The organism is Kribbella sp. NPDC048837, assembly GCF_055586945.1.
Genome location: NZ_JBVJHF010000003.1, coordinates 877,778 through 900,126, shown reverse-complemented (window position 1 = coordinate 900,126; position 22,349 = coordinate 877,778). Strand labels below are relative to the sequence as shown.

Genomic DNA, 22,349 nt, shown 5'->3' with positions numbered 1-22,349 from the left:
ACTGGACGTAGTCCGGCGGGGGCTGGGGGTACGGCGAGGAGGGTCGTGCAGTGGCTCTGACGCAGGCTTTGACGATCGGGATCGACATCGGCGGGACCAAGGTCGCCGCCGGGGTGGTCGACCCGGAGGCCAACATCCTGGACCGGGTCCGGCGGGACACGCCGACGACGGACCCGAAGGAGACCGAGGACGCGATCGCGGAGATCGTCCACGACCTGGAGTCCCGGCACGACGTGATCGCGGTCGGCATCGGCGCGGCCGGGTTCGTCGACGGGACGCGCTCGTCGGTGCTGTTCGCGCCGCACCTCGCCTGGCGGCACGAGCCGCTGCGGGACGCGGTCGAGCGCCGGCTCGGCCTGCCGGTCGTGGTCGAGAACGACGCCAACGCGGCCGCCTGGTCGGAGTGGCGGTTCGGCGGCGGTCAGGGCGAGAGCCACCTGGTCTGCGTGACGCTCGGGACCGGCATCGGTGGCGCGATCCTGAACGACGGCGCGCTGCAGCGCGGGAAGTTCGGCATCGCGGGGGAGTTCGGGCACATGCAGGTCGTGCCGGGCGGTCACCGCTGCGAGTGCGGCAACCGCGGCTGCTGGGAGCAGTACGCGTCCGGCAACGCGCTGACCCGGGAGGCGCGGGAGCTGGCGCTGTCCGGTTCACCGGTCGCCCACAACCTGCTGCGCGCGGCCGGCGGCGATCCGAGCAAGATCAACGGCCCGATGGTGACCGAGCTGGCCAAGGACGGCGACCCGGTCGCGGTCGAGCTGCTCGAGGACGTCGGCCGCTGGCTCGGGATCGGACTCGCCAACCTGGCCGCCGCGCTCGACCCCGGCACGTTCGTGATCGGCGGCGGTGTGTCCGACGCCGGTGAGCTCCTGCTGGCCCCGGCCCGGGAGGCGTTCAAGCGGACCCTGACCGGTCGCGGCTTCCGTCCGGAGGCGCGGATCGTCCGTGCGGTGCTCGGACCGGAAGCGGGTCTCGTCGGCGCGGCCGACCTGGCCCGCGAAGAGGCCACCTGGCTGCGCCGGGTCCGGGTCAAGACCACTGCGGTCACCGCGAAGACCGCGGCCGCCCGCAGCCGCTCCACCCGCCTCGAGCGAGCCGCCCGCAAGTCCGCCGGCCGCCGCACCGGCATGCGCGCTGCCGCTTCCGACGCCGACCTGCACCCCGCCGACGACGCATGAGCGCAGGTCCCACCGGCGACGACTCGAAGCTGGGTCCATCCGGTGGTACGGCGGCGCTCCGGGTGCTGTCGTACAACGTGCATCGCTGGGGCGACGACCGTACGGCGCTCGCCCGGGTGGTGAAGGCGTGCGCGCCGGACGTGATGCTCGTCCAGGAGGCGCCGACCTGGTGGGGGACCCGGCGGAAACGGCGGGCGATGGCGGCGAGCTTCGGCATGCGGTACGTCGCCGGCTCGGCCCGCAACGCGATTCTCGTTGCTGACGGCACCGATCTGACCGAGCCACTGCACTGGCGGATCTGGCGCCCGTTCGTCCGCCGGCGGCTGAACTTCATCGCCACCCAGCTCCCCGGCGGCGCCGTCGGCGGCCACGTCACGCTCGGGACGACCCGGCTCGCCCTCGTCGTCTGCCACCTCGGCCTGCACATCCGCGGCCGTCAGCACGAACTCGAACAGGTCCTGAAGGGCTGCCGCTCCTTCAACCTCCCGTACCTCCTCGCCGGCGACCTCAACGAGGAACCCGACGGACCGGTCTGGAAACGCCTCGCCGAGGAAGGCCTCACCGACCTGGGCGCCGACGCCGGCCCGACCTTCAGCTCCACCAACCCCCACAAGCGCATCGACGGCGCCCACCTCTCGCCCGACCTGACCGGCCGCATCGTCAAGACCCCCGCACGTCAGGAAGACCTGGCCGCCGCCTCCGACCACCTCCCCATGCTGATCGAACTCAGCCCGGACGCCGGAACTCCAGCAACGGCTCAGTAACCGCCTCACGCCACCGCTCGCGATGCCCGCCGGCGTGCAACCGGTAGTAGATCGTCTCGCGCCATACGTCGTCCGCCGGGCCGGAATGCCCGCCGATGTTGTGCGCCAGCAGGTAATGCGCGAACAGCACACTGCCCGCCGAGCCTGTCGCCTGAATCGGCTCCCCGAGCGGGATCTTGGGATACGGCCCAGGATTCATCTCATCGACCCGGGCCAGCGCTTCAGCGCCATGCTCGGCCAGGTAGGCGCCGAGCCGCAGATGCGTACCGGGCCAGACGTACAGATTGCCGCGATCAGGCTCGTCCTGCCCGGTCAGCCAAACCCCCGCCAGCATCGTGAACGTCCCCGGAGTGCCGTCCTCGAGACAAGGCGTCACCCCGTCGACATGCGGCCCACCCGGCCGATGCGGCCACGGCGGAACCGTCGTCGCAACCTGCGCGAAGTCCGGCTCCTGAACGGTGAGATCCACCCGCAGCAACTGATCCGCAAGCCCGGCAATACCGACCGATCGATAGAAGTCGAGCAAGGGATGTCCGGCATCGAACCGTGGCCAGAGGAAATGTGCTCCCACATCTGACGGAGGTTGGCGGTCCAGCATCGTCGCCACGATCCGCCGGCCTGCTGTGAGCTGCTCCTCGGTCAGGACGTTCGGCACAACCAGGTAGCCGTCGGTCCGGAACTGTTCCCGCTGGTCATCGGTCAGCGCTGGCATGCCGCCAGTCCAGCAGCACGTTCACTGGGCGGCAAACGAATTGTCCGGGCGGCGTTCAGCCGAGGAAGCGGTCGATCTGGTCGACGAGGACCGGCCAGGCGGGCTCGTGGTCGGTGATGATGTGGTTGGCGCTGTCGAGGAAGACCAGGCGGCTGCCGGGGATCAGCTTGGCCAGTTCGTGCGCCTGCGACTCGGGCACGCGGATGTCGTCGCGGGAATGCAGGATCAGCGTGGGACAGCGAACCCGCGGCGCGACGGCCGAGACGTCGAGCTGGGCAAACGCGTCGAGGAAGCGGACGACGTTCTCCACCGAGGTCGTGGCGCGCTGCAGTTCGTTGAATGCGTCCCAGGTCTCGCGGGGCGCGTCCGGCAGGAACTGACTGGCGAACACCTGCCGGAAGGTGGCGTCGTCCCGGCGCCAGCTCACCCGTCCCACCGCCAGGTCGAGGGCCGCCTCCTGACGTTCCGCCTCGGAGTGCGCCCGGGCGAGCCGGCCACGGCAGTAGGCCCCGACGAGGACCAGCCGGGTGACGCGCTCCGGGTGGCGTTCGGCGTACGCGATCGCGACCGCGCCGCCCTGGGACACGCCGAGCAGCGGGAACCGGTCGACGCCGGCCGAGTCCACCACGAGTTCGAGGTCCTCGACCCAGGCGTCGATACCGAACTCCGACACGTTCCAGTCGGACAGTCCGCAGCCGCGTTCGTCGTACCGGATCAGGTGGTGGGCGCCGGCCAGCCACTGGATCCAGTGCCGCCAGATCGGGCTGCTCCACTCGTGTTCGAGGTGCGTGAGCCAGTTTGCGGCCTTGACCAGGGGCGCCCCGCCGCCGGCGATCGCGTAGGCGATCCGGACGCCGTCCGGGGAGTCGCAGTAGTGGATCTCCTGCGTGGCGCAGCCGGCCGGTACGGCGGTCTCCCCGAACACGTCGACCGGCGCGACGAAGCGGTACCCGATCCCGTGCACGGTGGCGATCACGTCCTGCCGGTGGCCGTCGTCTCCCACCGCCCGGCGCGCGTCCTTGAGCCGGCTGGTCAGCGCGGAGTCGCTGACGAAACGGTCACCCCAGATCGCGTCGAGCAGTTCGGGTTTCGGTACGACGCGGTCGCGGTTCTCGATCAGGTGGACCAGGACGGCGAACACCTGGCGCTCGACGCGTACCGGAGCGCCGCCCCGCCGGAGCACGAATCCGCGGGGATCGACCTCACAGTCGCGGAAGCGGTACATCGAAGGCCCCTTCTGAGCGAAAGTCTGCCACGCCTTCAGCAGATCTCGGGACTCTCCGCAGATGTTCTTCATGACTCCGCCGCCCCGGGGCTGTCACCGTGATCCCGACGGGATCACGGTCAGGGGGTGGCCGGCCCGCACTTTCCAGGGGGGAATCAGCATGAACAAGGATCGACTGGGCCATGCCGTCGTGATCGGCGGAAGTATGGCGGGCGTCCTGACCGCTCGGGTTCTGAGCGACCACTTCGCTCGGGTGACCGTGATCGAGCGGGACAGGTTGCCCGATGCGCCGGACGTTCGCAAGGGTGTACCGCAGGCGCGCCATCTGCACGCCTTCTGGACCGGCGGCATGGAGGTCGTCGAGCGTCTGCTCCCCGGTGTCGGGAGCGACCTGCTCGCGGCCGGCGCCGTACCGGTCGACCTGCCGACCGACATGGCCTGGCTGACGCCGGCCAATCGGTGGACCCAGCCGTTCCCGGCGACCCAGCATGTCGTCTCCGCCACCCGGGCACTGCTCGAATGGACCGTACGGAGCCATGTCGAAGAGGTCGCCGGTATCAGCTTCCGCACCGAGCACGAGGTCACCGCGCTGAACCTCGGCCCGACGGGTGACGTGTCGGGACTGACCGTGCGCGGCCGCGCCACCGGTACGACGGCCGACCTGGACGCCGACCTCGTCGTCGATGCGAGCGGACGCGGCTCCAAGCTGCCAGATTGGCTCGCGGCACTCGGCTGCGAGACTCCCGAGGAAAGCACCGTCGATTCGTTCCTCGGCTACGCGACAAGGATGTTCGAGATCCCGGCCGGGTTCAGCGCCCGGTGGAAGGCCGTCTACATCCAGAACGCGCCGCCGGTCCAGCCGCGCGGCGGCATCATGTTCCCGATCGAGGGGAACCGCTGGATCCTGACGCTGATCGGCGGCGGTGGGGACTACCCGCCGACCGAGGAGGACGGGTTCCGCGACTTCGCCGCGAGCCTGCGCAGTCCGCTGCTGTCGGAACTTCTCGAGCTCGTCGAACCGGCCTCGCCGATCTGGGGTTACCGGCGGACGGCGAACCGCTGGCGGCACTACGAGAAACTCGCGCTCCCGGGGCGGTTGCTGGTGATCGGCGACAGCCTGTGCGCGTTCAACCCGGCCTACGGTCAGGGGCTGACGGTCGCGGCGAAGGAGGCCGAGGTCCTGGCGGGTGTTCTCGCGGGCTGCCGGGCCGCCGACCTGACCCGCGACCTCGCCGGAGCGCAGGCCGCGATCGCGGCCCGGGCCGAGGGACCGTGGATGCTGTCGACCGGTTCGGACCTGCGGTACCCCACGACGGTCGGTGCTCGCCAGACCCGGAAGGACAGGCTCGTCAACAGGTATCTCGACCGGGTCCTCGCGGCCGTGTCCGACGACGCCACCGTGAGCGCGGCGTTCCTGCGGGTGCTGAACATGGTCGACGAGCCACAGGCCCTGTTCTCACCACGGCTGATGCCGCGTGTCCTCCGACCGCGCCGACGTGCGGCCGGCGCCTCCAACGACTTCGTCGTACCCGATCGACTGCCCAGCCGGTAGGTGCCGGTCAGCTCGACGGGGGACGGTCGTGGACGTAGTCCTCGACGGCGAACAGGTGGGCGGCCATGCGGGCTCGGGCTCGGTCGGGGTCGTGGGCGGTGATGGCGGCGAGGATGGAGCGGTGCTCGGCGTGGGTGGTCTCGTCCGCGCCTTGCTGGCTGATCGAGCGCCACAGGCGGTCGCGCGTGGTGCGGCCGCCGAGGGCCTCGATCAGGGCCGCGAGGACCGGGTTGCCGGAGGCCCCGGCGATGATGCGGTGGAAGGCGATGTCGTTGTCGATCACGGTCTCGTGGTTCGGATCGTCCTTCGCGAGCTCGAGCTCGATCCGGTGCAGGGCCTGGTCCGCGGCGGCGAGCTCCTCCGGGCCGATCAGCCGGGCCGCCAGTGCGGCGGCCTCGGTCTCGAGGACCCGGCGTACGGCGTGCAGGTAGTGCGCACCGGTGTGGTCCTGCAGATCCACCACGAACCCCATCGGTGCCAGCAGCAACGAGGAGTCGAGCGAGGTGACGTAGGTCCCGTCACCTTGCCGGGTCTCCAGCACCCCCATCATCGAGAGAGCGCGAACCCCTTCCCGCAAAGGGTTTCTGGACACACCGAGCGCCTCGGCCAGGTCCTTCTCCACCGGCAGCCGGTCACCCGGCCGGAGTTTGCCCTCGATGATCAGCTGCCGGATTCCCTCCACCACCACATCGGTCTGCGAGGTCATGGGACTGGCTCCGGAACTGCGCGCGACGCCCAGTACGTCCCGGTGCGGAACGTGTACGTCGCCAGCGACTCAGCCTGCATGTCGGCACTGTAACCGGCCGCGGTCGGCAACAGATACGCACCGCTCCACGGTTGCCGGCTAGCTCTTCTTGCGGTTCAGGAAGGCCAGCATCGCTTCCTGGGCCGCGGGGGAGCCGAACAGGCTCGCCGACAGGTCGGCCAGGTCCCTGCCCCGGGCATCGATGTCGGCGAGCAGTTCGCGGTTGAGCAGCTTCTTCGTCTCGCGCAGGCCCTGCGGAACGCCCTCGAGCAGCGACTCCAGGATCGAGCCGACCACGGCGTCCAGTTCGTCGTCGGGGACAGTGATGGTCACCAGCCCGAGCCGGGCAGCCTCGAGCCCGTCGAACCCGTTGCCGGTCAGGAACGTGTACGCCGCTCCGCGGTCGGTCAGCCGGGGGAGCACCGTCAGCGAGATGGTCGCCGCGGCCAGACCGAGCCGGACCTCGGTGAGGGCGAACGTCGAGGCCGCACCGGCGACGCTGATGTCGGCCGCCGCCACGATCCCGATCCCGCCGGCGCGGACCGGACCGGCCACCCGAGCGACCACCGGCTTCGGGTTCGCGACGATCGCCCGCTGGACGTCGACCATCCGCTGAGCGCCGACGCCCATGCCGACCGTGGTCGCCTCGGACAGGTCGGCCCCGGAGCAGAACACCTCCAGCGCGGACCGGATCACGATCACCCGGACGGCGTCGTCCGTACCCGCGCTCTCGAGCTGCTCCAGCAGTTCACCGGTGAGCTGCTGTGAGAGCGCATTCTTGTTGTGCGGCGAGTCCAGCGTGATCGTCGCCACGCCGTCGGCAGTCTCCAGATGCACGAGTTCGGTCATGGCCTCATCCAACACCAACCGATCAGGGTCCGGACGTGACGCGGGTTACTTGGTCTCGGCGTAGGTGGGGGAGAGTTCGCGGGCCAGGTGCTCGATGAAGAGGCCGACGTCGGTGACGATGCCGCGGGCCTGGGAGGAGCCGCGGTCGGCCAGCTTGGTCACCGTCGCCGGGTTGATGTCCACGCAGGTGAGCGGGATCGACGCGGGCAGGATGTTGCCCGTGGCAACCGAGTGCAGCATGGTCGCCGCCATCAGGCAGTAGCCGACGCCGGGCAGCTCGGCGCGCATCGCCCGCTGGCCCTCGAGGACGTCGGTGTAGACGTCGGGCAGCGGCCCGTCGTCGCGCACCGACCCGACCAGGACGAACGTCTTGCCCATCTTCACCAGCGCGTGCATGACACCGGAGGTGAGCACGCCCTGCTCCACGGCGTCGGCGATCGAGCCGGCCTTGCGGATCGTGTTGATCGCGCGGATATGGTGCTCGTGGCCGTGCTCCACGCCGCGGCCGCGGGCCAGGTCGACGCCGAGCGACGTACCGTACAGCGACGACTCGATGTCGTGGGTGGCCAGCGCGTTCCCGGCGAACAGGACGTCGACGAAACCGGCCTCGACCAGTGCGACCATGGCCGGCGCGGCGCCGGTGTGGACGATGCCCGGACCGCCGACCCACAGCACCTTCTGGCCGTTCGCCTTCGCCTCGCGCATGCCGTCCGCGACCTGCTTCACCAGCACCCGCTGCGGCTTCTCGCTGGACACGTCGGACTCCATGAAGCCGAAACCCTCTTCGGTGTTCACCGCGATCGGCGGGATCACCCGCACGCCCTGCGCGCTGGTGATGATCTTCATCCCGGCCCGGACGTCGGACATCGGGATGGTCCGCACGGTCTCGCCCTCGACCAGCAGCCCGCAGTCCATCTCCGGGTTCTGCACGGCGACCCAGTGGCCGCCGAGCCGGACACTGGTCGGCAGGTTCGTGGTGGAGTAGAAGCCGTCCGGGAACACGCCGTCGTGGGAGACCTCGGTGATCTCCGGCGTCCCGGGGTCGACCAGGTTCGCGCCCTTGGTCTGGATCCGCATCAGCAGCCGCTGCAGGGACTCCTCGTCCTCGGCGCCGACCGTCATCCGGACCGTCGACGGGTCGTCCTTGTCGTAGCCGAGGTCGAACTTGTCCAGCGTGTACTCACCGCCGTACCCGCGGATGTCGTCGAGGACCCGGGACAGCAGCCCGGAGTCCATCAGGTGGCCGGTGATCTCGACGGTCTCGGTGACCTGCACGGGTACCTCCCTCGGAAGTCGTCGGATTGTCCGACGATCCGCACTCTAACTCAGACGACCGCTCCATCATCGGGCGTGTCATCTGGTGGCAGCCGGTCCTTCATCCTGATCACCAGGGTGAGGAAGCCGCCGATGAAGCCGACCACCGCGAGCGTGGTGATCCGGCCGGTGCCGAAGTCGAGGATCGCGGCCGCGATCAGCAGCAGTGGGCCGCCGATCAGGCCGAGCCAGGCGACCCGGCTGATCCAGTCCAGCTTCGGGCCGCGCGGCGGCTCGGGCGGGACGTAGTGGTCGTGCGGGTCGTCGGTCTTCTTCGCCGGCTTGTCGTCCTCGTCCTCGTCGTCCGACTTGTCGTCGACGGCCAGCCCGGCGGGTACGTCGATCAGCGGTTCGTACTTCTCGTCGACGTCCTCGCTGGCCGGCCACCGCGGCACCGGCGGCTCGCCGCCGTCGTGCCCGGGCGCGGACGGCGCGTTGAACTGCTCGACCAGCGACGCCCACTCGGCGTCCTCCGTGCTCCGCTCCACGATCGGCCGGGCCCGCTCCACCGCTTCGGCGTCCACGAAGATCTCGGCGTACCCGACCGGTCCGTGGACCGGCTCCTCGGCTTCCTCCGGCGTCCGGGCCTCGCTCTGACTCGCGCAGTACGCCGCGATGCCCGCCTCGGCCAGCGCGGTCAGGACCGGCTCGGCGACGAGTGGATCGATACCACCGAGCGACGTGTAGCCGGCGGCGGTCAGGCCGTTGTCACGCATCGGCCGCGACCCGGCGGATGAACGCGGCCGAATCCGCGAAGATGCGCGGCGCGTCGTTGTCCAGCGTGGCCACGTGATAGCTGTCCTCGAGCATGGTCTCGGTCACGTCGCGCGACGAGATCGAGGCCAGCACGGTCCGCCCAGAGCTCGGTTCCACCACATGATCGACAGTACTGCGGAACATCAGCACCGGCTGTGTCACTTTGGGCAGATCGTCCCGGGTGACCTGCCAGAGCTGCGACAGCGAGTGCAGCGCCCGCAGCGGCATCCGGTCGTACGCCCCCTCCTCGACCCCCGGCTTCTTGATGTCGTTCGAGATGCCCGGGAACGACGGCACCAGCCGGGACAGCACCGGCAGCAGCGCCAGCCGCTTGTCGTCGGTCCGCACCGACGGGTTGATCAGGACCAGACCGGAAACGTTCGCGCCGTGCTGCTCGGCCAGCCGCAGCACCAGGCAGCCGCCCATGGACAGTCCGGCCAGGAACACCTGGTCGTGCTCCTTGCGCAGCCGCTCCAGCTCGTTGTCCAGGACGGCGTACCAGTCCGGCCAGCCGGTCTTGTTCATCTCCTGCCAGGTGGTGCCGTGGCCGGGCAGGCGGGGCACGGCGACGCCGTACCCCTCGGCGGCCAGGTGTTCGCCGAACGGACGCATCGACTTCGGCGAACCGGTGAATCCATGGCTGAGCAGGACACCTACCGCGGCGTTCTCGCCGGTCCCGGGACTGCGGAATTCCTCCGCGTAGCCTTGCACTGCCACGTCGACTCCTCGCAGGTCACGGTCCTCACAGACGGGCCGGGCCACGGTGGGCCCGGACGCACGCCCATCGTCCCATCTGGGCTGCATCCAGTCTGCATCCAGGTGACAACACGGTGAGCAACACCCGCATTCCTGGCGGTGACATTGCCTGAGGGGGAAGCTGGAACGTATCGTCCGCACTGTCGGGCGAGTGACGGAGGTCGAGGCGAATGCTTTATCTGTTCCTCAGACGGTTCCTCGTCGCACCGTTGGTGAAGCTGCTCTTCCGGCCGAAGGTCACCGGGCTGGAGAACATCCCGGCCGACGGCCCGGCGCTGCTGGTCAGCAACCACCTGGCCTTCTGCGACTCGATCTTCCTCCCGGTCGCCGTCCCCCGGCAGATCGTCTTCCCGGCGAAGTCGGAGTACTTCACCGCGCCCGGGCTGAAGGGGAAGCTGGTCGCCACGTTCTTCCGGTCGGTGGGCCAGATCCCGATCGACCGCTCCGGCGGGCGGGCCTCGCTGGCCGCGCTGAACACCGGGCTGGAGATCCTGAAGAAGGGCGAGCTGTTCGGGATCTACCCCGAGGGCACCCGCTCGCCCGACGGCCGGCTCTACAAGGGCAAGACCGGCGTCGCCCGGATGGCGATCGTGGCCGGCGTGCCGGTGATCCCGGTCGCGATGATCGACACCGAGAAGCTGCAGCCGCCCGGCACGCTCTGGCCGCAGTGGCTGATCCGTGAGCCGGGTCGCCGCCTGCCGCGGCTGGTCCGCCCGGGTGTCGCGATCGGCAAGCCGCTGGACTTCTCCCGCTACGAGGGGATGGAGCGCGACCGGTTCGTGCTGCGCTCGGTCACCGACGAGATCATGTACGCGATGATGGAGCTGTCCGGCCAGGAGTACGTCGACATGTACGCCGAGAAGGCCAAGGAGCTGATCAAGGCCGGCGAGTCGGTCGACGCGCACCTCCGACTCGGCGACACCAAGGCCAGCTGACCGCCTTTCGCGCCCGTCCGGGTCAGGATGTCGCCATGGACAGCGACCTGAACGTCCTCGGCGAACCGCTGGAGGAGTGCGGGACCGATCCGGTCACGGGCTTCTACCGGGACGGCTGCTGCACGAGCGGCCCCGAGGACCTCGGCAGTCACACGGTCTGCGCGGTGGTCACCGCGGAGTTCCTCGCCCACCAGGTCTCGGTCGGGAACGACCTGGTCACCCCGCGGCCGGAGCTGAGCTTCCCCGGTCTGAAGCCGGGGGACCGGTGGTGCGTGGTCGCGGTCCGGTGGCTCCAGGCGTACCACGCCGGCGCCGCGGCTCCCGTCGTACTCGCGTCGACCCACGTCCGCTCCCTGGACACGATCCCGCTCGCCGTGCTGCGGGAGCACGCGGTCGACGTACCGCCGGATCCGGGCTCACTGACCTGAGACGCTGACTGTGCGTTGACCCGGCTGGCCTAAAGTTGGGCTCATGCAATTTGCGACGTTGACGACGGGGGAAGTTCCCGGGGTTCCGAGCCTGGACGAATTGCGGGCTCTGAAGCCGCTGCAGCAGCCGGAATGGCCTGATTCGGCCGTGCTGGACCAGGTGATCCAGGAGCTGCGGAAACTGCCGCCGCTGGTGTTCGCCGGTGAGTGCGACGACCTCACCACGAAGATCGGCGCGGTCACCCGCGGCGAGGCGTTCATCCTCCAGGGCGGGGACTGCGCGGAGACGTTCGAGGGCGTGACCGCGGAGAACATCCGGGCCAAGCTGCGGGTGCTGCTGCAGATGGCCGTCGTACTCCAGTACGCCGCGAGCGTGCCGGTCGTGAAGGTCGGCCGGATCGCCGGTCAATACGCGAAGCCGCGGAGCTCGGGTGAGGAGACGCGGGACGGCGTAACGCTGCCGACGTACCGCGGGGACGCCGTCAACGGACTGGAGTTCACCCCCGAGGCGCGGATCCCGGACCCGCAGCGGCTGCGGGGTGTCTACAACGCGGCCGCCGCCACGCTGAACCTGACCCGCGCGTTCACCACCGGTGGGTACGCCGACCTGCACCAGGTGCACGCGTGGAACACAGACTTCGTGAAGTCCTCACCGGTCGGCCGGCGCTACGAGCAGCTGGCGTCCGAGATCGAGCGCGCGCTCTCCTTCATGCGGGCCTGCGGCGCGACCTCGGACGAGTTCAAGACCGTCGACTTCTACGCGTCGCATGAGGCGCTGATCCTCGAGTACGAGCACGCCCTGACCCGGATCGACTCGCGCACCGAGCAGCCGTACGACGTCTCCGGCCACCTGCTCTGGGTGGGGGAGCGGACCCGGCAGCTGGACGGCGCGCACGTCGAGTTCCTGGCGTCGCTGACCAACCCGCTCGGTGTGAAGATCGGTCCGACCACGACCCCGGAGTACATCCGGACCCTGATCGACAAGCTGAACCCGAAGGGGATCGAGGGCCGGCTCACGTTCATCACCCGGATGGGCGCTGGCAAGATCCGGTCGGCGCTCCCGCCGTTGCTCGAGGCCGTCCGGGACCACGGCTCGCCGATCGCGTGGGTGTGCGACCCGATGCACGGGAACACCTACGAGGCCCCGAACGGGTACAAGACCCGCAACTTCGACGACGTGATGGACGAGGTGCAGGGGTTCTTCGACGCGCACGAGCAGGTCGGGACGTGGCCGGGCGGTGTGCACATGGAGCTCACCGGCGACGACGTCACCGAGTGCCTCGGCGGCGGTGAGGAGCTGGTCGCGGAGGATCTCGTGAACCGGTACGAGACCGCCTGCGACCCGCGTCTGAACCGGCACCAGTCGCTGGAGCTGGCCTTCCTGGTCGCCGAGCGGCTGCGCGGCGCGCAAGCATGATCGACCTCCGCTCGGACACCGTGACCCGTCCGTCGGCGGGGATGCTGGCGGCGATGACGTCGGCGCCGCTCGGCGACGACGTGTACGGCGAGGACCCGACGATCAACCGGCTCGAGGAGACGGTCGCCGGCCTGCTCGGGCACGAGGCCGGGCTCTTCACCGTCACCGGCTCATTGGCCAACGTGCTGGGCGTGATGGCCCTGGTCCCGCGCGGCGGCGAGGTCCTGTGCGAGGCGAGCGCCCACATCGTGCGCGCCGAGCTCGGTTCGCACGCCGCCGTCAGCGGGGTCACCACCCGCACGTGGAGCGCTCCCGCCGGCCAGATCGACCTGGAGCAGATCCGCGCACTCATCGCCGCCGATCTCGGGCCGTACTTCGTACAGACCGCGGCCGTCTCGGTCGAGAACACCCACAACTTCGGCGGCGGCGCGATCCAGCAGGCGTACGACGCTCTGGCGGACGAGCTGGACGCCCGCGGCCTTCCGCTCCACCTCGACGGTGCCCGCCTATGGAACGCATCCGTGGCCACTGGCCGCCCCGCCGCGACGTACGCGTCCCGTGCGGCGGCCGCGAGCGTCTGCCTCTCCAAGGGCCTGGGCGCCCCGGTCGGCTCGGTCCTGGTCGGCTCAGCTTCTCTGATCGCCGAGGCTCGTGTCTGGCGCAAGCGGCTAGGCGCCGGCTGGCGTCAGGCCGGCGTACTGGCGGCTGCCGGTCTGTACGCGCTCGAGCACAACGTCGAGCGCCTGGCCGAGGACCACGCCAACGCCCGGCTGATCGCGGAGACTCTGGCCGACGCGGCACCCGGCTCGGTCAAGCCCGACCAGGTCGACACCAACATCGTCGTCGCCGACCTGGCCGCCACGGGCAAGTCCGTGGCCGAGGTGGTGGAGGCGGCGCGCGGTGCAGGCGTCCTGGTCGGCGGTGTCGGCGCTACCCAGCTCCGCGTCGTGACACATCTCGACGCGTCGACATCGGATTGCCGCAAAGCCGCGGAAGCCCTCGCCCGCTTGATCAGCTGAGCCCCGAGATAGGGTGCAGGTGTCGGGTTCGCAGCGTTCGGGGAGAGCCGTGCGAGAGATCGTCGTGTTCAGCGGAAGTGCCCACACTGGTTTGGCGGAGCGGATCTGTGCCGATCTCGGCGTACCGCTCTCGCCCGTCGAAGTCCATCGTTTCAGCAACGACTGCCTGCAGGTGCAACTGCAGGAGAACTGCCGGCAACGCGACGTCTACATCGTGCAGCCGCTGGTGCCGCCGACGCAGGAGCACCTGATGGAGCTGCTGCTGATGATCGACGCCGCCCGGGGCGCGTCCGCGCAGCAGATCACCGCGGTGATGCCGCACTACGCGTACGCACGGTCGGACAAGAAGGACGCCTCCCGGATCTCGATCGGTGGCCGCCTGGTCGCGGACCTCCTGGCCACGGCCGGCGTCGACCGCGTCCTCACCATGGCCCTGCACGCACCCCAGGTCCACGGCTTCTTCTCCGTCCCGGTCGATCACCTGACGGCGATCGGCGTACTCGCCGACCACTTCCGCGGCCGCGACCTCAGCGACACCGTCGTGGTCAGCCCGGACCTCGGCAACGCCAAGACCGCAACCCAGTTCGCCCGCCTCCTCGGCCTCCCGGTCGCAGCCGGCAGCAAGCAGCGCATGGCCGACGACCGCGTCGTCATCGACGCCATCGTCGGCGACGTCGCCGGCAAGCGAGCAATCATCCTGGACGACGAGATCGCCACCGGCGGCTCGATCATCGAACTCCTCGACCGGCTGAAAGACCGCGGCTGCACCCAGGCCGCCGTCGCCTGCACCCACGGCCTCTTCGCCGGCCCCGCCGTCGAGCGCCTCCGCTCCCACCCGTCCATCACCGAGGTCATCAGCACCGACACCGTGCCACGGCCGGCCGGCTTCCCGGAGCTCCAGGTCAGCACGGTCGCGGGGTTGTTCGCCGAGGCCATCAAGCGCATCCACGGGGGCGAGTCGGTGAGCAGCCTGTTCGACGGCGTAGACCCGACTCACGCCCCACCCCAACCCAAGCTCCCGTTCTAGGGGTTGTAGCCGACCCACGCGTGCTCCGCAGGCGCTCCGTCGCTCCGCTCCTCCCGCGCCTGCTACGCCCGCTCCCACCCACCCTCCGGCTCAGCGCCGGTGCATCCTTGCCGGCTACCGCCGGCGGCCTGCGGGCTGCCGCCCGCGTGCGACCAATTTGCCAGCGTCCGTGGTCGAGCGGGCTGCGAGAAGTGATGACCGAGGAGGAACGCACACCTTAACCCCACGCCACGGGCTCTGGCCTGATGTCCGTCGCCCGACCCTGTAATCATTGACTTGCGGGCCTCGCCCCCGGGGGCGTTGTCGGCGCCCGTTACGAGGACGCTGTCGCCTCGGCCAACTAGCCGCCAGATGTCGACACCCGCGGCGGGTGTCGGCATCACCGATATGGCGTCGACATTTCTTGCGGCGCACGGTTGCCACGCAGGCCGACACGAACTGGGCACAGTCCCCGGCGGTGGATCTGTTGGTTCAGCCGGCGATGATGGGGACCGGCCGGCCACGCCGCGTCGGCCGAGAAAGGTGTGGGCACTCGGCCCGCCGGGTGTGGAGATGGTGGGGGAGCTGTGAGCAGAACCGAGGAGACCAACGGGCACACCAACGCCAGCTCAACCGGCGCAACCGGTGTGCCCGGGCGAGGCCATGACCTTCCCTTCGAGGTGATTCACCCGGGTCTGCCGGCCCCGCCTGAGTACGGCGACGGCTGCTTCATCTGCCACCGGCTCTTCGGCGAGGAGGTGCGAGGGACTGAGGAAGACGTCGTGCCGAAGTGGATGCTGAAGCGTCTCGGTCTGGGCAACGCAGGAGCCGATCTGCCGAACAATCAGGTCTTCAGATACGGGAAGCGGAAGGTCCCGTGCTGTTTCGATTGCAACCAGCGGATGTCGACCGTCCTCGAGAAGCCCGTCAGCACCGCGTTCGGCACCGGCTGGGAGGCCGTCCGAGGTCTCGACTTCACCATCCTGTTCTTGTGGCTGGCCAAGATCTACTACGGGACCCGGTTCCGCGAGACCGGTCTCCGTGACCAGGTCCGCGATCCAGGCTCACATGCGATGCTGGAACCAGCCGAGCTCAAGGCCTCCACCGAGCACCTCCGCAGATGCCTGCAGCACCGACCGGATCAGCTGTCCTTCGGAGAACAGCCCGCGTCCATCTTCGTCTTCCGTGCCGGCCTGCCCGGCGAGAAGGAGGACCGGTTCGACTACTTCATCCCGAAGACGCCGCCCGCAGATCTGGTCGCCGTCCGGTACAACGACGCATTCGTCATCGGCATCTTTGGCGACAACGGCTACTGGGGACAGCAGTTCGGCGGCACCAGGATCGTGCACCAAGCCCTGGCAACGCTGGTGCTACACCCGGTGCAATGCGACGAGCTCATGCTCTGGTTCGCATCCGAGGTCGGCGGCGCACACACCAGCTCAGGTTGTTACGACCTCATCACGACCAGTCTCGAGGACCAAGCCCTTCGTTCGGTCCTCATCCCTCGATTCAGGGTCGAGCCCTCCGGTGCGCCGCGAGCGGTGCTCAACCTGATGCGAGTTAACTCGCTACTCAAGCGGCTCAACCTCGAAATCAGAGGGGACGACCTCCACGCGATCGCGGCGGCAGAGCGTCCACCGACCACCCTGTTCAACGCGACCTCGCAGGAGTTGGTACAGGCTACGTGCTTCGAACGCACCTGTCGCGAGGTGTTTCGGCTCGCGGGCTGGACCAACCTCGGCTCACGATGCGCACACTGTGGTGCCTGACGCGCCCGGCGCCGCGCGATCCTCGTTGCTCGCCGACAGCGTGCCCAACAATCGCCGTGAAGTCGGCAGGCGGGTAGGCGACCCAGGTCGACGCCGGCGATCAGCAGAAGACTCGTTAGCCCAAAGCGGTTTGGTTGAGCCAATCCTCGATGGGAAGGACAGCGTGGGTGCTGGCCGGGACGTTGCGGTATCCGGATTCGGGATGGCCGAAGTAGGGTCAACACACGATTCGGAAGGGGGACTGTGCGGGCACGCATCGGGCGAGTGGGCGCGAAGCTGTCCGAGCATCCGCTCGCCGCGGAGTTCGATCTGCTGTTGAACGCACCGATCACACCAGAGCAGCTCGCTCAGCAGGACAACAACAAGTACTGGTGGCAGTGCGCCTCGGGTCACAGCTGGGAGGCAAGTCCGAACAACAGGGTGGGGAAGGGCTCTGGTTGCGGAGTGTGCAATGGCAACATCCTGCACGACTTCAACCGCCTGTCACTGAACTGCCCGGACCCGCTCCTGCTCACGCAGTGGGACTACGACAAGAACGCTCCACTCACTCCGGACGACGTGACGGTCCATTGCGGCAAGAAGGTTTGGTGGCGTTGCGCGGTCGCGGACGATCATCGCTGGCCGGCTGCCGTGAACAGGAGGGTCGCCGGGCAAGGATGCCGGTTTTGTGCTGGTCTGGAAGTCTCCTCGACCAACCGGTTGTCGACGATGCGGCCGGACATCGCGGCTCAGTTGGACGAGAAGGCGTCCGGCTTCGCAGCGGACAGCGTCGGCATCGGGAGCACGATGGTCGGGACATGGAACTGCCCGAACGATTCCCGCCACCCGTCTTGGGAAGCCCCTGTCAATCGTCGTACCGGTGGGAACAAGGCAACCGGCAGCGGCTGTTACAGCTGCCGGCTGGGCCAGACTTCCCGGCAGGAACTGCGCCTCAAGGCCGAGCTCGCAACAGTGCTGCCGATCGACGCGGATCGCAAGACTGTCAAGCTCGGACGAGGCCGTCCGGAGAAGATCGACATGGTCGCTGAGGACGTCAGTCGGGGCCTTCGGCTCATCCTCGAGTTTGACGGTGTCTGGTGGCACAGCAAGGCAAAGGCGCGTCGGCAGGATGCCGACAAGGCGCGCCGGCTACGCGACGCGGGCTGGACGGTCGTCCGCATCCGTGAGGTGGGCCTCGAGAAGCTGGACGACACGTACGACGTCATCGTGGAATCTGTGGCAGCCGAGGAAGAGGTCGCCATCGCGGTACTCGACCACCTCGCCCGCCTCAATATCATCGCAGTGGCTGAGGCAGCGCAGTACCAGGTCGGTCAGCTGCCCAAAGCCTCGGCGACAGCTGACGACTGGATTAGCAAGGAACTAGGGCCGAGAGCCCTCTCGGATGATCGCCGCAACCAAGAGACGGCCTGGTCGAGTATGTACGACGCGCTGGTGGGCTTCGAAAAGGAGTCTGGGCACTGCCAAGTGCCGGCCGACCTGCGCGTAGATGGAGTCCACCTGCGTAGGTGGGTAGGCAAGCAGCGCAGTCGATATCGCAGCAATGAGCTGCCGCCGGAACGCGTGGAGCGGTTGCAAGCAATCCCCTCATGGTGCTTCAGGGAAAGATTCTGGACGGGTTTCGACCTCTATGCCAGCTGGCTCGCGGGCTCCACCGACCACGAGCAGAACGCGTCAGCCTGGGCCACCAACGTCCGAATGCGCCGAGCGGCCCTACAAGCTAAAGGACGCGACTACTCTGCCGACAAGTTGCAGGCCCTCGCGGATCTCCCCGGCTGGCACTGGAACCCGCGCGAAGCCGAACTCGATCGCAAGATCTCCGTACTGCGCGACTTCATCGCAGAATCCGGCTGTACGATCGCCGACGTCAAGCAGCGCGACCAGTGGGGCACCGAACCGATCGGCACTTGGATCAACACCTGGCGAACGAAAGCCCATCGCCTCACCCCGAATGCCCGGCGACTCCTCGAAGACCTGCCGGGTTGGACATGGACCAAGCGTGGCGACACTTGGGACACCACCTTCGCAGCCTTACTGGCCTTCGCTGCAACCCACGGGCACGTCACGCCCTCGCTCACCTCCACTGATGAGCACGAACGTGCCCTCGCCCGCTGGAAACGTAACAACAAGAACCGCAGGCGCGGTCACACCGAGCCGCAGACCCAGAACCTCCGCCGGCTCCTCGCCAGGTACGGCGAACGCCTGCCCTAGCCCTGCCCAGCGGAAGCAGCATCTAGCCGCGCTGGGGCGATGCGCCTCCGGAGCTCGATCACCTTGACTTCATCGAGTGCCAGCCACCCGAACTTGATGGCGATCATGAGATAGGCCTCAATCGCGTTCAGGTGGACCAACACCTGCTCGACCTCACCGCCATCCGACAGCTCATCAGCGTGTTTCAGTCGCTGAAGGGCCGTCCTGGCCACGATCAAACCCTCGACGGCGACCTCCTGCAAGGCCGACCGCATTCGTACTGGCGCGCCACCGAACACGAAGCACATGGCCTGGCCGCGCTTGCTTGGCCGCTTGGTGCCGCTGGACACAAAGGTCAGCTCAGTATCGTCTGGCCGGTTCTGCTTGATCCAGGCGAGAACCGTCTGCGCGTCGAACGCCCGACGCAGAAGGCGGTCAATGAATTCGATCAGCGAGTTCGCCGCCTGGGAGACGGGATCGGCCGGGTATGCCAGAGCATCCCGAGCCCCCTGCAGCTTCCGGCTGAGGACGGCACTCAACTCCAGCACCATGTCGCGGACACTTGCCGATTACAGTTCCTGAAGGTCGGCGGTAAGCGTTGCCAGGCTCCGGTCGTCGGAAGCATCGGTTGATGGGTCGAGCTGCCCGATCTCATCATCGAGCTCGGCCAGAATGGCTAGGGTCAACCCGGCGAACGTACTGATCTGAGGCAGCTGCGCCAGCTGCGCCGGACTTAGCGGTGCGACACTGTTATCCAGCGTCAGCGCGAACGGCATCCCGAGCTGAAGCGCCCGGCGGATCGCTCCGACCACGATGGCAACATCTTGGCGCAACGCCAACCTCAAGCGGTCATACTGCTTCTCGTCAAGAACCTGCCGCAACCGTTCGCGCCCAGCCGAAGACCGCAGCTCGTCTATCCAGAGCGGGATCTTGTCGGTGTCGAATGAGGCGATGGCTGCGCCCAGCTGCTCGATGCCGTCATCGGCGCCGGCTGGAAGTCCGAACTCCTCTACGAAGGCGGTGAGTCGATCTGGCCAGGGCCTCTCATCATTCCCATCAGTCAAAACAGCCGCCAGGGTCACCGACAGGTCGACCAGGAGGATGGCGGCGTCGGTCAGTTCGAGAGTGGACCTCAGTGCGGCAGGCAGTTCGGCCAGTTCCCGGGTCAACGCAGAACGGCCCAACGGCTCAGACACCTGCATCCCGACCCCGGACCTCTATCCCGCGCCGTAGTCACCGAGATGCTCACCCGGATACTGCATCCTACGAGACAGTGGTGAGCCACATGTCTCCAGCCGTCCTGCCTTGGAGAACGAGGCGTAGCGGGGCAATGCTTGACCCGGGCGGGAGGCTGACTTTTGGTATGAACACGCCTTGCGTTCAGGAGGAGGAGCGCCACCTCGCAGACTCGCACCGCCCTGGCGACCTGGCTCTGGCGCATCCCTTCGACGACGTCGAGGTAACTCTGGAATCGACGAACCCGTTCACCGCCGACAGGTTCGATATCAATGACCGGCGGGGCGAAGCCCTCGTCCTGCCCCATGGCGTTGATCTCGCGCAGGAGTGTTGCTCATGAGGTCCCCGAAGGCGACACGTGCGGGGGTTTGATCAGCTCAGCGATCGTGGGAGTCGGCGCGCACGCGGGAGGTTCTATTACACGATCCGCGTCAGTGCGGGGTGGTCGATGCGGGCGGTAGACCGCAGAGGCCGGCGGCAGCCGGCAAGGAAAGGTCCGGCGATGTGCCGGGGGTGGGTGGGAGCGGCGCGTAGTGCGGCGACGGAGGAGCCGGGCGTAGCACCGCGTGGGGTACCCGCGTCGCACGATCCGATTGGTTGACCGCCGCGCCAGTACGAGGCGGTTGCTGCGGGCGTAGCCCGCAGAGGCCGGCGGCAGCCGGCCAGGGGAGTGCCGGCGATGAGCCGGAGGGTGGGTGGGAGCGGGCGGAGCGGCCGCGTTGAGGAGCGGAGCGACGAAGGGAGCGGCTGCGTAGCACGCGTGGGAGGATCACTTGTATGGCGGATACGGTGCGGATGGGTGTGGTGGGGGCGGGGAGTATTTCGGTTCGGGGGATTCTTCCGCATTTGGGGCAGGGGGATCTGGCTGGGCGGGTGAAGTTGGCTGCGGTGTGTGATCCTGTGCCGGGGCGGGCGGAGGCGGCGGCGGCGAAGTTCGGGGTTGAGCAGGGGTTTACGGAGTACGAGGAGTTGTTGGCCCGGGGGGATGTTGATGCTGTCACGATCGCTTCGCCGATCGGGTTGCACTACGAGCAGGGGAAGCTGGCGCTGCGGGCCGGCAAGCATGTGCACTTCAACAAGACGATGACGGTGACGGTGGCCGAGGCGACCGAGTTGATCGAGCTTGCGGCGGCCAATGATCTGCGGATCGTTGCCTCGCCGGGGGAGATGTTGCGGCCGCATCATGTGCGGACGCGCGAGTTGATTGCCCACGGCGCCATTGGGACGCTGTCCTGGGTGAGTTGTGGTGCGGCGTTCGGCACGTATCACGAGGACGAGTCGGTGCGTGGTGGGAACGACGTACTGACGAACATCGATCCGTCGTGGTACTTCCGGAAGCCCGGGGGTGGACCGATGTACGACATGACGGTGTACGCGCTGCACTCGGTGACCGGGATCCTCGGTCCGGCCAAGCGCGTGACGGCGATGTCCGGCGTGCGGATTCCCGTGCGTACGAGCGGAGGCGTGGACGTTCGTACGGACGCCGACGACAACACCGTCGTACTGATCGATTTCGGCGACAACCTGTTCTGCGTCGCGACCGGGACCGCGGCCGGGGGGATGCGGGGCGGCTTCAGCGGGACGTACTACGGGACGGCGGGGACGATCGACGGGTTGCTGCTCAACGACGAGCCGTTCGACTTCCCGAATCGCAATCCCGCCGAGCTCTCGCCTCGTGGGCCGGGCAACCAGGCGCTGCTTCCGCATGTGACTGGGGTGCATCGCGAGATCGAGGAGCAGCATGTGTACGAGGACGTCATGCAGCTGGTCGATTGGGTCCGCGAAGGGAAGCCCTCGATCGTCACTGCCGAACACGCGCGGCATGTGATCGACATCATCGAGTCCGCGTACCGGGCCGCCGCGACCGGTCAGACCCAGGACCTCACGACCACCTTCTGACAGAGCGCAGGCGTTATCGTCTGCGCCATGCAATCCGTGTCTCCGCGTGTCCGGGCGCTCGTCGCCGCCGTCGTCTGTGTGCTGATCGCTCTCGGGGCGGCGCTGGCGGTGGACGCGCGGCTTGATCGGCACTGGATCCTGCGCGGGCTGACGCTGTTCGTCGCGCTCTGCTGTGCCGCGTTGTTACTGACCGATCAGAGCCGCGTGTTGCGGCAGGTGATCACCCTGATCGGGCTGTTCATGTTCGGATTCGTCATCCCGGTCACGTCGACCACGTGGGCGACCCCGCCGGAGATCGACTTCGCGCTGGCCGTCGCGACCGATGCGGAGAACGCGGCCACGAAGGACGCCCGCAGTGCTGTCTCGGTCGACGATGTGAAGGCGGCGGTCGCGGCCCGCGGTGGTGCGGTCGGCTCACTGAAGACCGAGCGTACGCCGGAAGTCCGGGGCGCGACCGCCTTCCCGCTGATCGTCCGCGCCGACCCGAAACAGGGCCGGCCCCGAGCCTGCATCTCCTTCCCCCACGGCCTGCAAGCCGAGGTCCGCGCCTGCTGACGCGTACGGAAGAACGGGTAGTGGTGGCTTGATCGGACACCACGTCC

General features: G+C 68.4%; 21 protein-coding genes. 12 read left to right on the top strand and 9 right to left on the bottom strand.

The window, feature by feature from the left end:
* The first annotated feature begins 50 nt into the window (after window positions 1–50).
* Together ACZ6O0_RS19850 and ACZ6O0_RS19845 are read left to right on the top strand one after the other, a co-directional pair.
* Window positions 51–1,178 carry an ROK family glucokinase gene (locus ACZ6O0_RS19850; RefSeq protein WP_465766384.1) on the top strand — a complete coding sequence of 376 codons (1,128 nt, stop codon included), beginning with the start codon at window positions 51–53 and terminating at the stop codon, window positions 1,176–1,178.
* Complete coding sequence (locus ACZ6O0_RS19845; RefSeq protein ID WP_465766383.1) at window positions 1,175–1,942, top strand: endonuclease/exonuclease/phosphatase family protein; 768 nt, start codon at window positions 1,175–1,177, stop codon at window positions 1,940–1,942. The genes ACZ6O0_RS19850 and ACZ6O0_RS19845 overlap by 4 nt, the downstream gene beginning before the upstream one ends.
* On the opposite strand, the gene ACZ6O0_RS19840 is transcribed toward ACZ6O0_RS19845, so the two are convergent.
* Together ACZ6O0_RS19840 and ACZ6O0_RS19835 are read right to left on the bottom strand one after the other, a co-directional pair.
* Entirely contained in the window at window positions 1,905–2,654 is a 750-nt protein-coding gene (locus ACZ6O0_RS19840) for a phytanoyl-CoA dioxygenase family protein (RefSeq protein WP_465766382.1), read from the bottom strand. The two genes, ACZ6O0_RS19845 and ACZ6O0_RS19840, sit on opposite strands and share 38 nt — an antisense overlap.
* A gap of 55 nt (window positions 2,655–2,709) precedes the next feature.
* A complete protein-coding gene (locus ACZ6O0_RS19835) occupies window positions 2,710–3,879 on the bottom strand; it encodes an alpha/beta hydrolase (protein ID WP_465766381.1) in 1,170 nt (389 codons plus the stop codon).
* Between the two features lie 160 nt (window positions 3,880–4,039).
* Here ACZ6O0_RS19835 and ACZ6O0_RS19830 point away from each other — a divergent pair, with 160 nt between their 5' ends.
* On the top strand, window positions 4,040–5,431 hold the full coding sequence (locus ACZ6O0_RS19830; protein ID WP_465766380.1) for an FAD-dependent oxidoreductase: 1,392 nt from the start codon (window positions 4,040–4,042) through the stop codon (window positions 5,429–5,431).
* Between the two features lie 7 nt (window positions 5,432–5,438).
* Here the strand turns inward: ACZ6O0_RS19830 and ACZ6O0_RS19825 are convergent, their stop codons facing one another.
* The 5 genes from ACZ6O0_RS19825 to ACZ6O0_RS19805 all read right to left on the bottom strand — a co-directional run bounded on the left by ACZ6O0_RS19825 (window position 5,439) and on the right by ACZ6O0_RS19805 (window position 9,812).
* Window positions 5,439–6,137 (bottom strand): FadR/GntR family transcriptional regulator, encoded by a 699-nt coding sequence (locus ACZ6O0_RS19825; RefSeq protein WP_465766379.1) that lies wholly within the window; start codon window positions 6,135–6,137, stop codon window positions 5,439–5,441.
* 138 nt (window positions 6,138–6,275) lie between these two features.
* The gene (locus tag ACZ6O0_RS19820; RefSeq protein ID WP_465766378.1) at window positions 6,276–7,025 is read right to left on the bottom strand and encodes an enoyl-CoA hydratase-related protein; all 750 of its coding nucleotides are present in this window, start codon (window positions 7,023–7,025) and stop codon (window positions 6,276–6,278) included.
* Window positions 7,026–7,070: 45 nt separating this feature from the next.
* Entirely contained in the window at window positions 7,071–8,300 is a 1,230-nt protein-coding gene (locus tag ACZ6O0_RS19815) for an ornithine cyclodeaminase, nickel-pincer nucleotide-dependent (protein WP_465766377.1), read from the bottom strand.
* Between the two features lie 50 nt (window positions 8,301–8,350).
* Window positions 8,351–9,055: a hypothetical protein gene (locus ACZ6O0_RS19810; RefSeq protein ID WP_465766376.1), complete on the bottom strand. Its 705-nt coding sequence runs from the start codon at window positions 9,053–9,055 to the stop codon at window positions 8,351–8,353.
* A complete protein-coding gene (locus ACZ6O0_RS19805) occupies window positions 9,048–9,812 on the bottom strand; it encodes an alpha/beta hydrolase (protein WP_465766375.1) in 765 nt (254 codons plus the stop codon). Before ACZ6O0_RS19805 ends, ACZ6O0_RS19810 begins: the two co-directional genes overlap by 8 nt.
* A gap of 209 nt (window positions 9,813–10,021) precedes the next feature.
* Here ACZ6O0_RS19805 and ACZ6O0_RS19800 point away from each other — a divergent pair, with 209 nt between their 5' ends.
* From ACZ6O0_RS19800 to ACZ6O0_RS19770, 7 genes are all read left to right on the top strand, one after another.
* The gene (locus ACZ6O0_RS19800; protein ID WP_465766374.1) at window positions 10,022–10,786 is read left to right on the top strand and encodes a lysophospholipid acyltransferase family protein; all 765 of its coding nucleotides are present in this window, start codon (window positions 10,022–10,024) and stop codon (window positions 10,784–10,786) included.
* A 35-nt stretch (window positions 10,787–10,821) separates the two neighbouring features.
* Window positions 10,822–11,214, top strand: a complete 393-nt coding sequence (locus ACZ6O0_RS19795) for a DUF2237 family protein (RefSeq protein WP_465766373.1) — start codon at window positions 10,822–10,824, stop codon at window positions 11,212–11,214.
* 43 nt (window positions 11,215–11,257) lie between these two features.
* On the top strand, window positions 11,258–12,631 hold the full coding sequence (locus ACZ6O0_RS19790) for a class II 3-deoxy-7-phosphoheptulonate synthase (protein ID WP_465766372.1): 1,374 nt from the start codon (window positions 11,258–11,260) through the stop codon (window positions 12,629–12,631).
* Window positions 12,628–13,650 carry a threonine aldolase family protein gene (locus ACZ6O0_RS19785; protein WP_465766371.1) on the top strand — a complete coding sequence of 341 codons (1,023 nt, stop codon included), beginning with the start codon at window positions 12,628–12,630 and terminating at the stop codon, window positions 13,648–13,650. The genes ACZ6O0_RS19790 and ACZ6O0_RS19785 overlap by 4 nt, the downstream gene beginning before the upstream one ends.
* A gap of 49 nt (window positions 13,651–13,699) precedes the next feature.
* Window positions 13,700–14,677, top strand: coding sequence for a ribose-phosphate diphosphokinase (locus tag ACZ6O0_RS19780; RefSeq protein ID WP_465766370.1), 978 nt, complete (start codon window positions 13,700–13,702; stop codon window positions 14,675–14,677).
* Window positions 14,678–15,243: 566 nt separating this feature from the next.
* Entirely contained in the window at window positions 15,244–16,425 is a 1,182-nt protein-coding gene (locus tag ACZ6O0_RS19775; RefSeq protein WP_465766369.1) for a hypothetical protein, read from the top strand.
* Window positions 16,426–16,689: 264 nt separating this feature from the next.
* Window positions 16,690–18,633 carry a zinc-ribbon domain-containing protein gene (locus tag ACZ6O0_RS19770; RefSeq protein ID WP_465766368.1) on the top strand — a complete coding sequence of 648 codons (1,944 nt, stop codon included), beginning with the start codon at window positions 16,690–16,692 and terminating at the stop codon, window positions 18,631–18,633.
* Here ACZ6O0_RS19770 and ACZ6O0_RS19765 read toward each other — a convergent pair.
* On the bottom strand, window positions 18,630–19,163 hold the full coding sequence (locus ACZ6O0_RS19765; protein ID WP_465766367.1) for a hypothetical protein: 534 nt from the start codon (window positions 19,161–19,163) through the stop codon (window positions 18,630–18,632). The genes ACZ6O0_RS19770 and ACZ6O0_RS19765 overlap by 4 nt on opposite strands.
* Window positions 19,164–19,181: 18 nt before the next feature.
* Window positions 19,182–19,808, bottom strand: a complete 627-nt coding sequence (locus tag ACZ6O0_RS19760; protein ID WP_465766366.1) for a hypothetical protein — start codon at window positions 19,806–19,808, stop codon at window positions 19,182–19,184.
* An 817-nt stretch (window positions 19,809–20,625) separates the two neighbouring features.
* Between ACZ6O0_RS19760 and ACZ6O0_RS19755 the strand changes: the two genes are divergently transcribed.
* Together ACZ6O0_RS19755 and ACZ6O0_RS19750 are read left to right on the top strand one after the other, a co-directional pair.
* On the top strand, window positions 20,626–21,747 hold the full coding sequence (locus ACZ6O0_RS19755) for a Gfo/Idh/MocA family protein (RefSeq protein ID WP_465766365.1): 1,122 nt from the start codon (window positions 20,626–20,628) through the stop codon (window positions 21,745–21,747).
* A 27-nt stretch (window positions 21,748–21,774) separates the two neighbouring features.
* Complete coding sequence (locus tag ACZ6O0_RS19750; RefSeq protein ID WP_465766364.1) at window positions 21,775–22,302, top strand: hypothetical protein; 528 nt, start codon at window positions 21,775–21,777, stop codon at window positions 22,300–22,302.
* Window positions 22,303–22,349: the final 47 nt, after the last annotated feature.

Excerpts from the sequence above, each read along its gene's own strand:
- ACZ6O0_RS19845 (WP_465766383.1), top strand. The coding sequence starts at position 1,175 with ATGAGCGCAGGTCCCACCGGCGACGACTCGAAGCTGGGTCCATCCGGT.
- ACZ6O0_RS19840 (WP_465766382.1), bottom strand. The coding sequence starts at position 2,654 with ATGCCAGCGCTGACCGATGACCAGCGGGAACAGTTCCGGACCGACGGC.
- ACZ6O0_RS19835 (WP_465766381.1), bottom strand. The coding sequence starts at position 3,879 with ATGTACCGCTTCCGCGACTGTGAGGTCGATCCCCGCGGATTCGTGCTC.
- ACZ6O0_RS19830 (WP_465766380.1), top strand. The coding sequence starts at position 4,040 with ATGAACAAGGATCGACTGGGCCATGCCGTCGTGATCGGCGGAAGTATG.
- ACZ6O0_RS19825 (WP_465766379.1), bottom strand. The coding sequence starts at position 6,137 with ATGACCTCGCAGACCGATGTGGTGGTGGAGGGAATCCGGCAGCTGATC.
- ACZ6O0_RS19820 (WP_465766378.1), bottom strand. The coding sequence starts at position 7,025 with ATGACCGAACTCGTGCATCTGGAGACTGCCGACGGCGTGGCGACGATC.
- ACZ6O0_RS19810 (WP_465766376.1), bottom strand. The coding sequence starts at position 9,055 with ATGCGTGACAACGGCCTGACCGCCGCCGGCTACACGTCGCTCGGTGGT.
- ACZ6O0_RS19800 (WP_465766374.1), top strand. The coding sequence starts at position 10,022 with ATGCTTTATCTGTTCCTCAGACGGTTCCTCGTCGCACCGTTGGTGAAG.
- ACZ6O0_RS19795 (WP_465766373.1), top strand. The coding sequence starts at position 10,822 with ATGGACAGCGACCTGAACGTCCTCGGCGAACCGCTGGAGGAGTGCGGG.
- ACZ6O0_RS19790 (WP_465766372.1), top strand. The coding sequence starts at position 11,258 with ATGCAATTTGCGACGTTGACGACGGGGGAAGTTCCCGGGGTTCCGAGC.
- ACZ6O0_RS19785 (WP_465766371.1), top strand. The coding sequence starts at position 12,628 with ATGATCGACCTCCGCTCGGACACCGTGACCCGTCCGTCGGCGGGGATG.
- ACZ6O0_RS19765 (WP_465766367.1), bottom strand. The coding sequence starts at position 19,163 with ATGGTGCTGGAGTTGAGTGCCGTCCTCAGCCGGAAGCTGCAGGGGGCT.
- ACZ6O0_RS19755 (WP_465766365.1), top strand. The coding sequence starts at position 20,626 with ATGGCGGATACGGTGCGGATGGGTGTGGTGGGGGCGGGGAGTATTTCG.
- ACZ6O0_RS19750 (WP_465766364.1), top strand. The coding sequence starts at position 21,775 with ATGCAATCCGTGTCTCCGCGTGTCCGGGCGCTCGTCGCCGCCGTCGTC.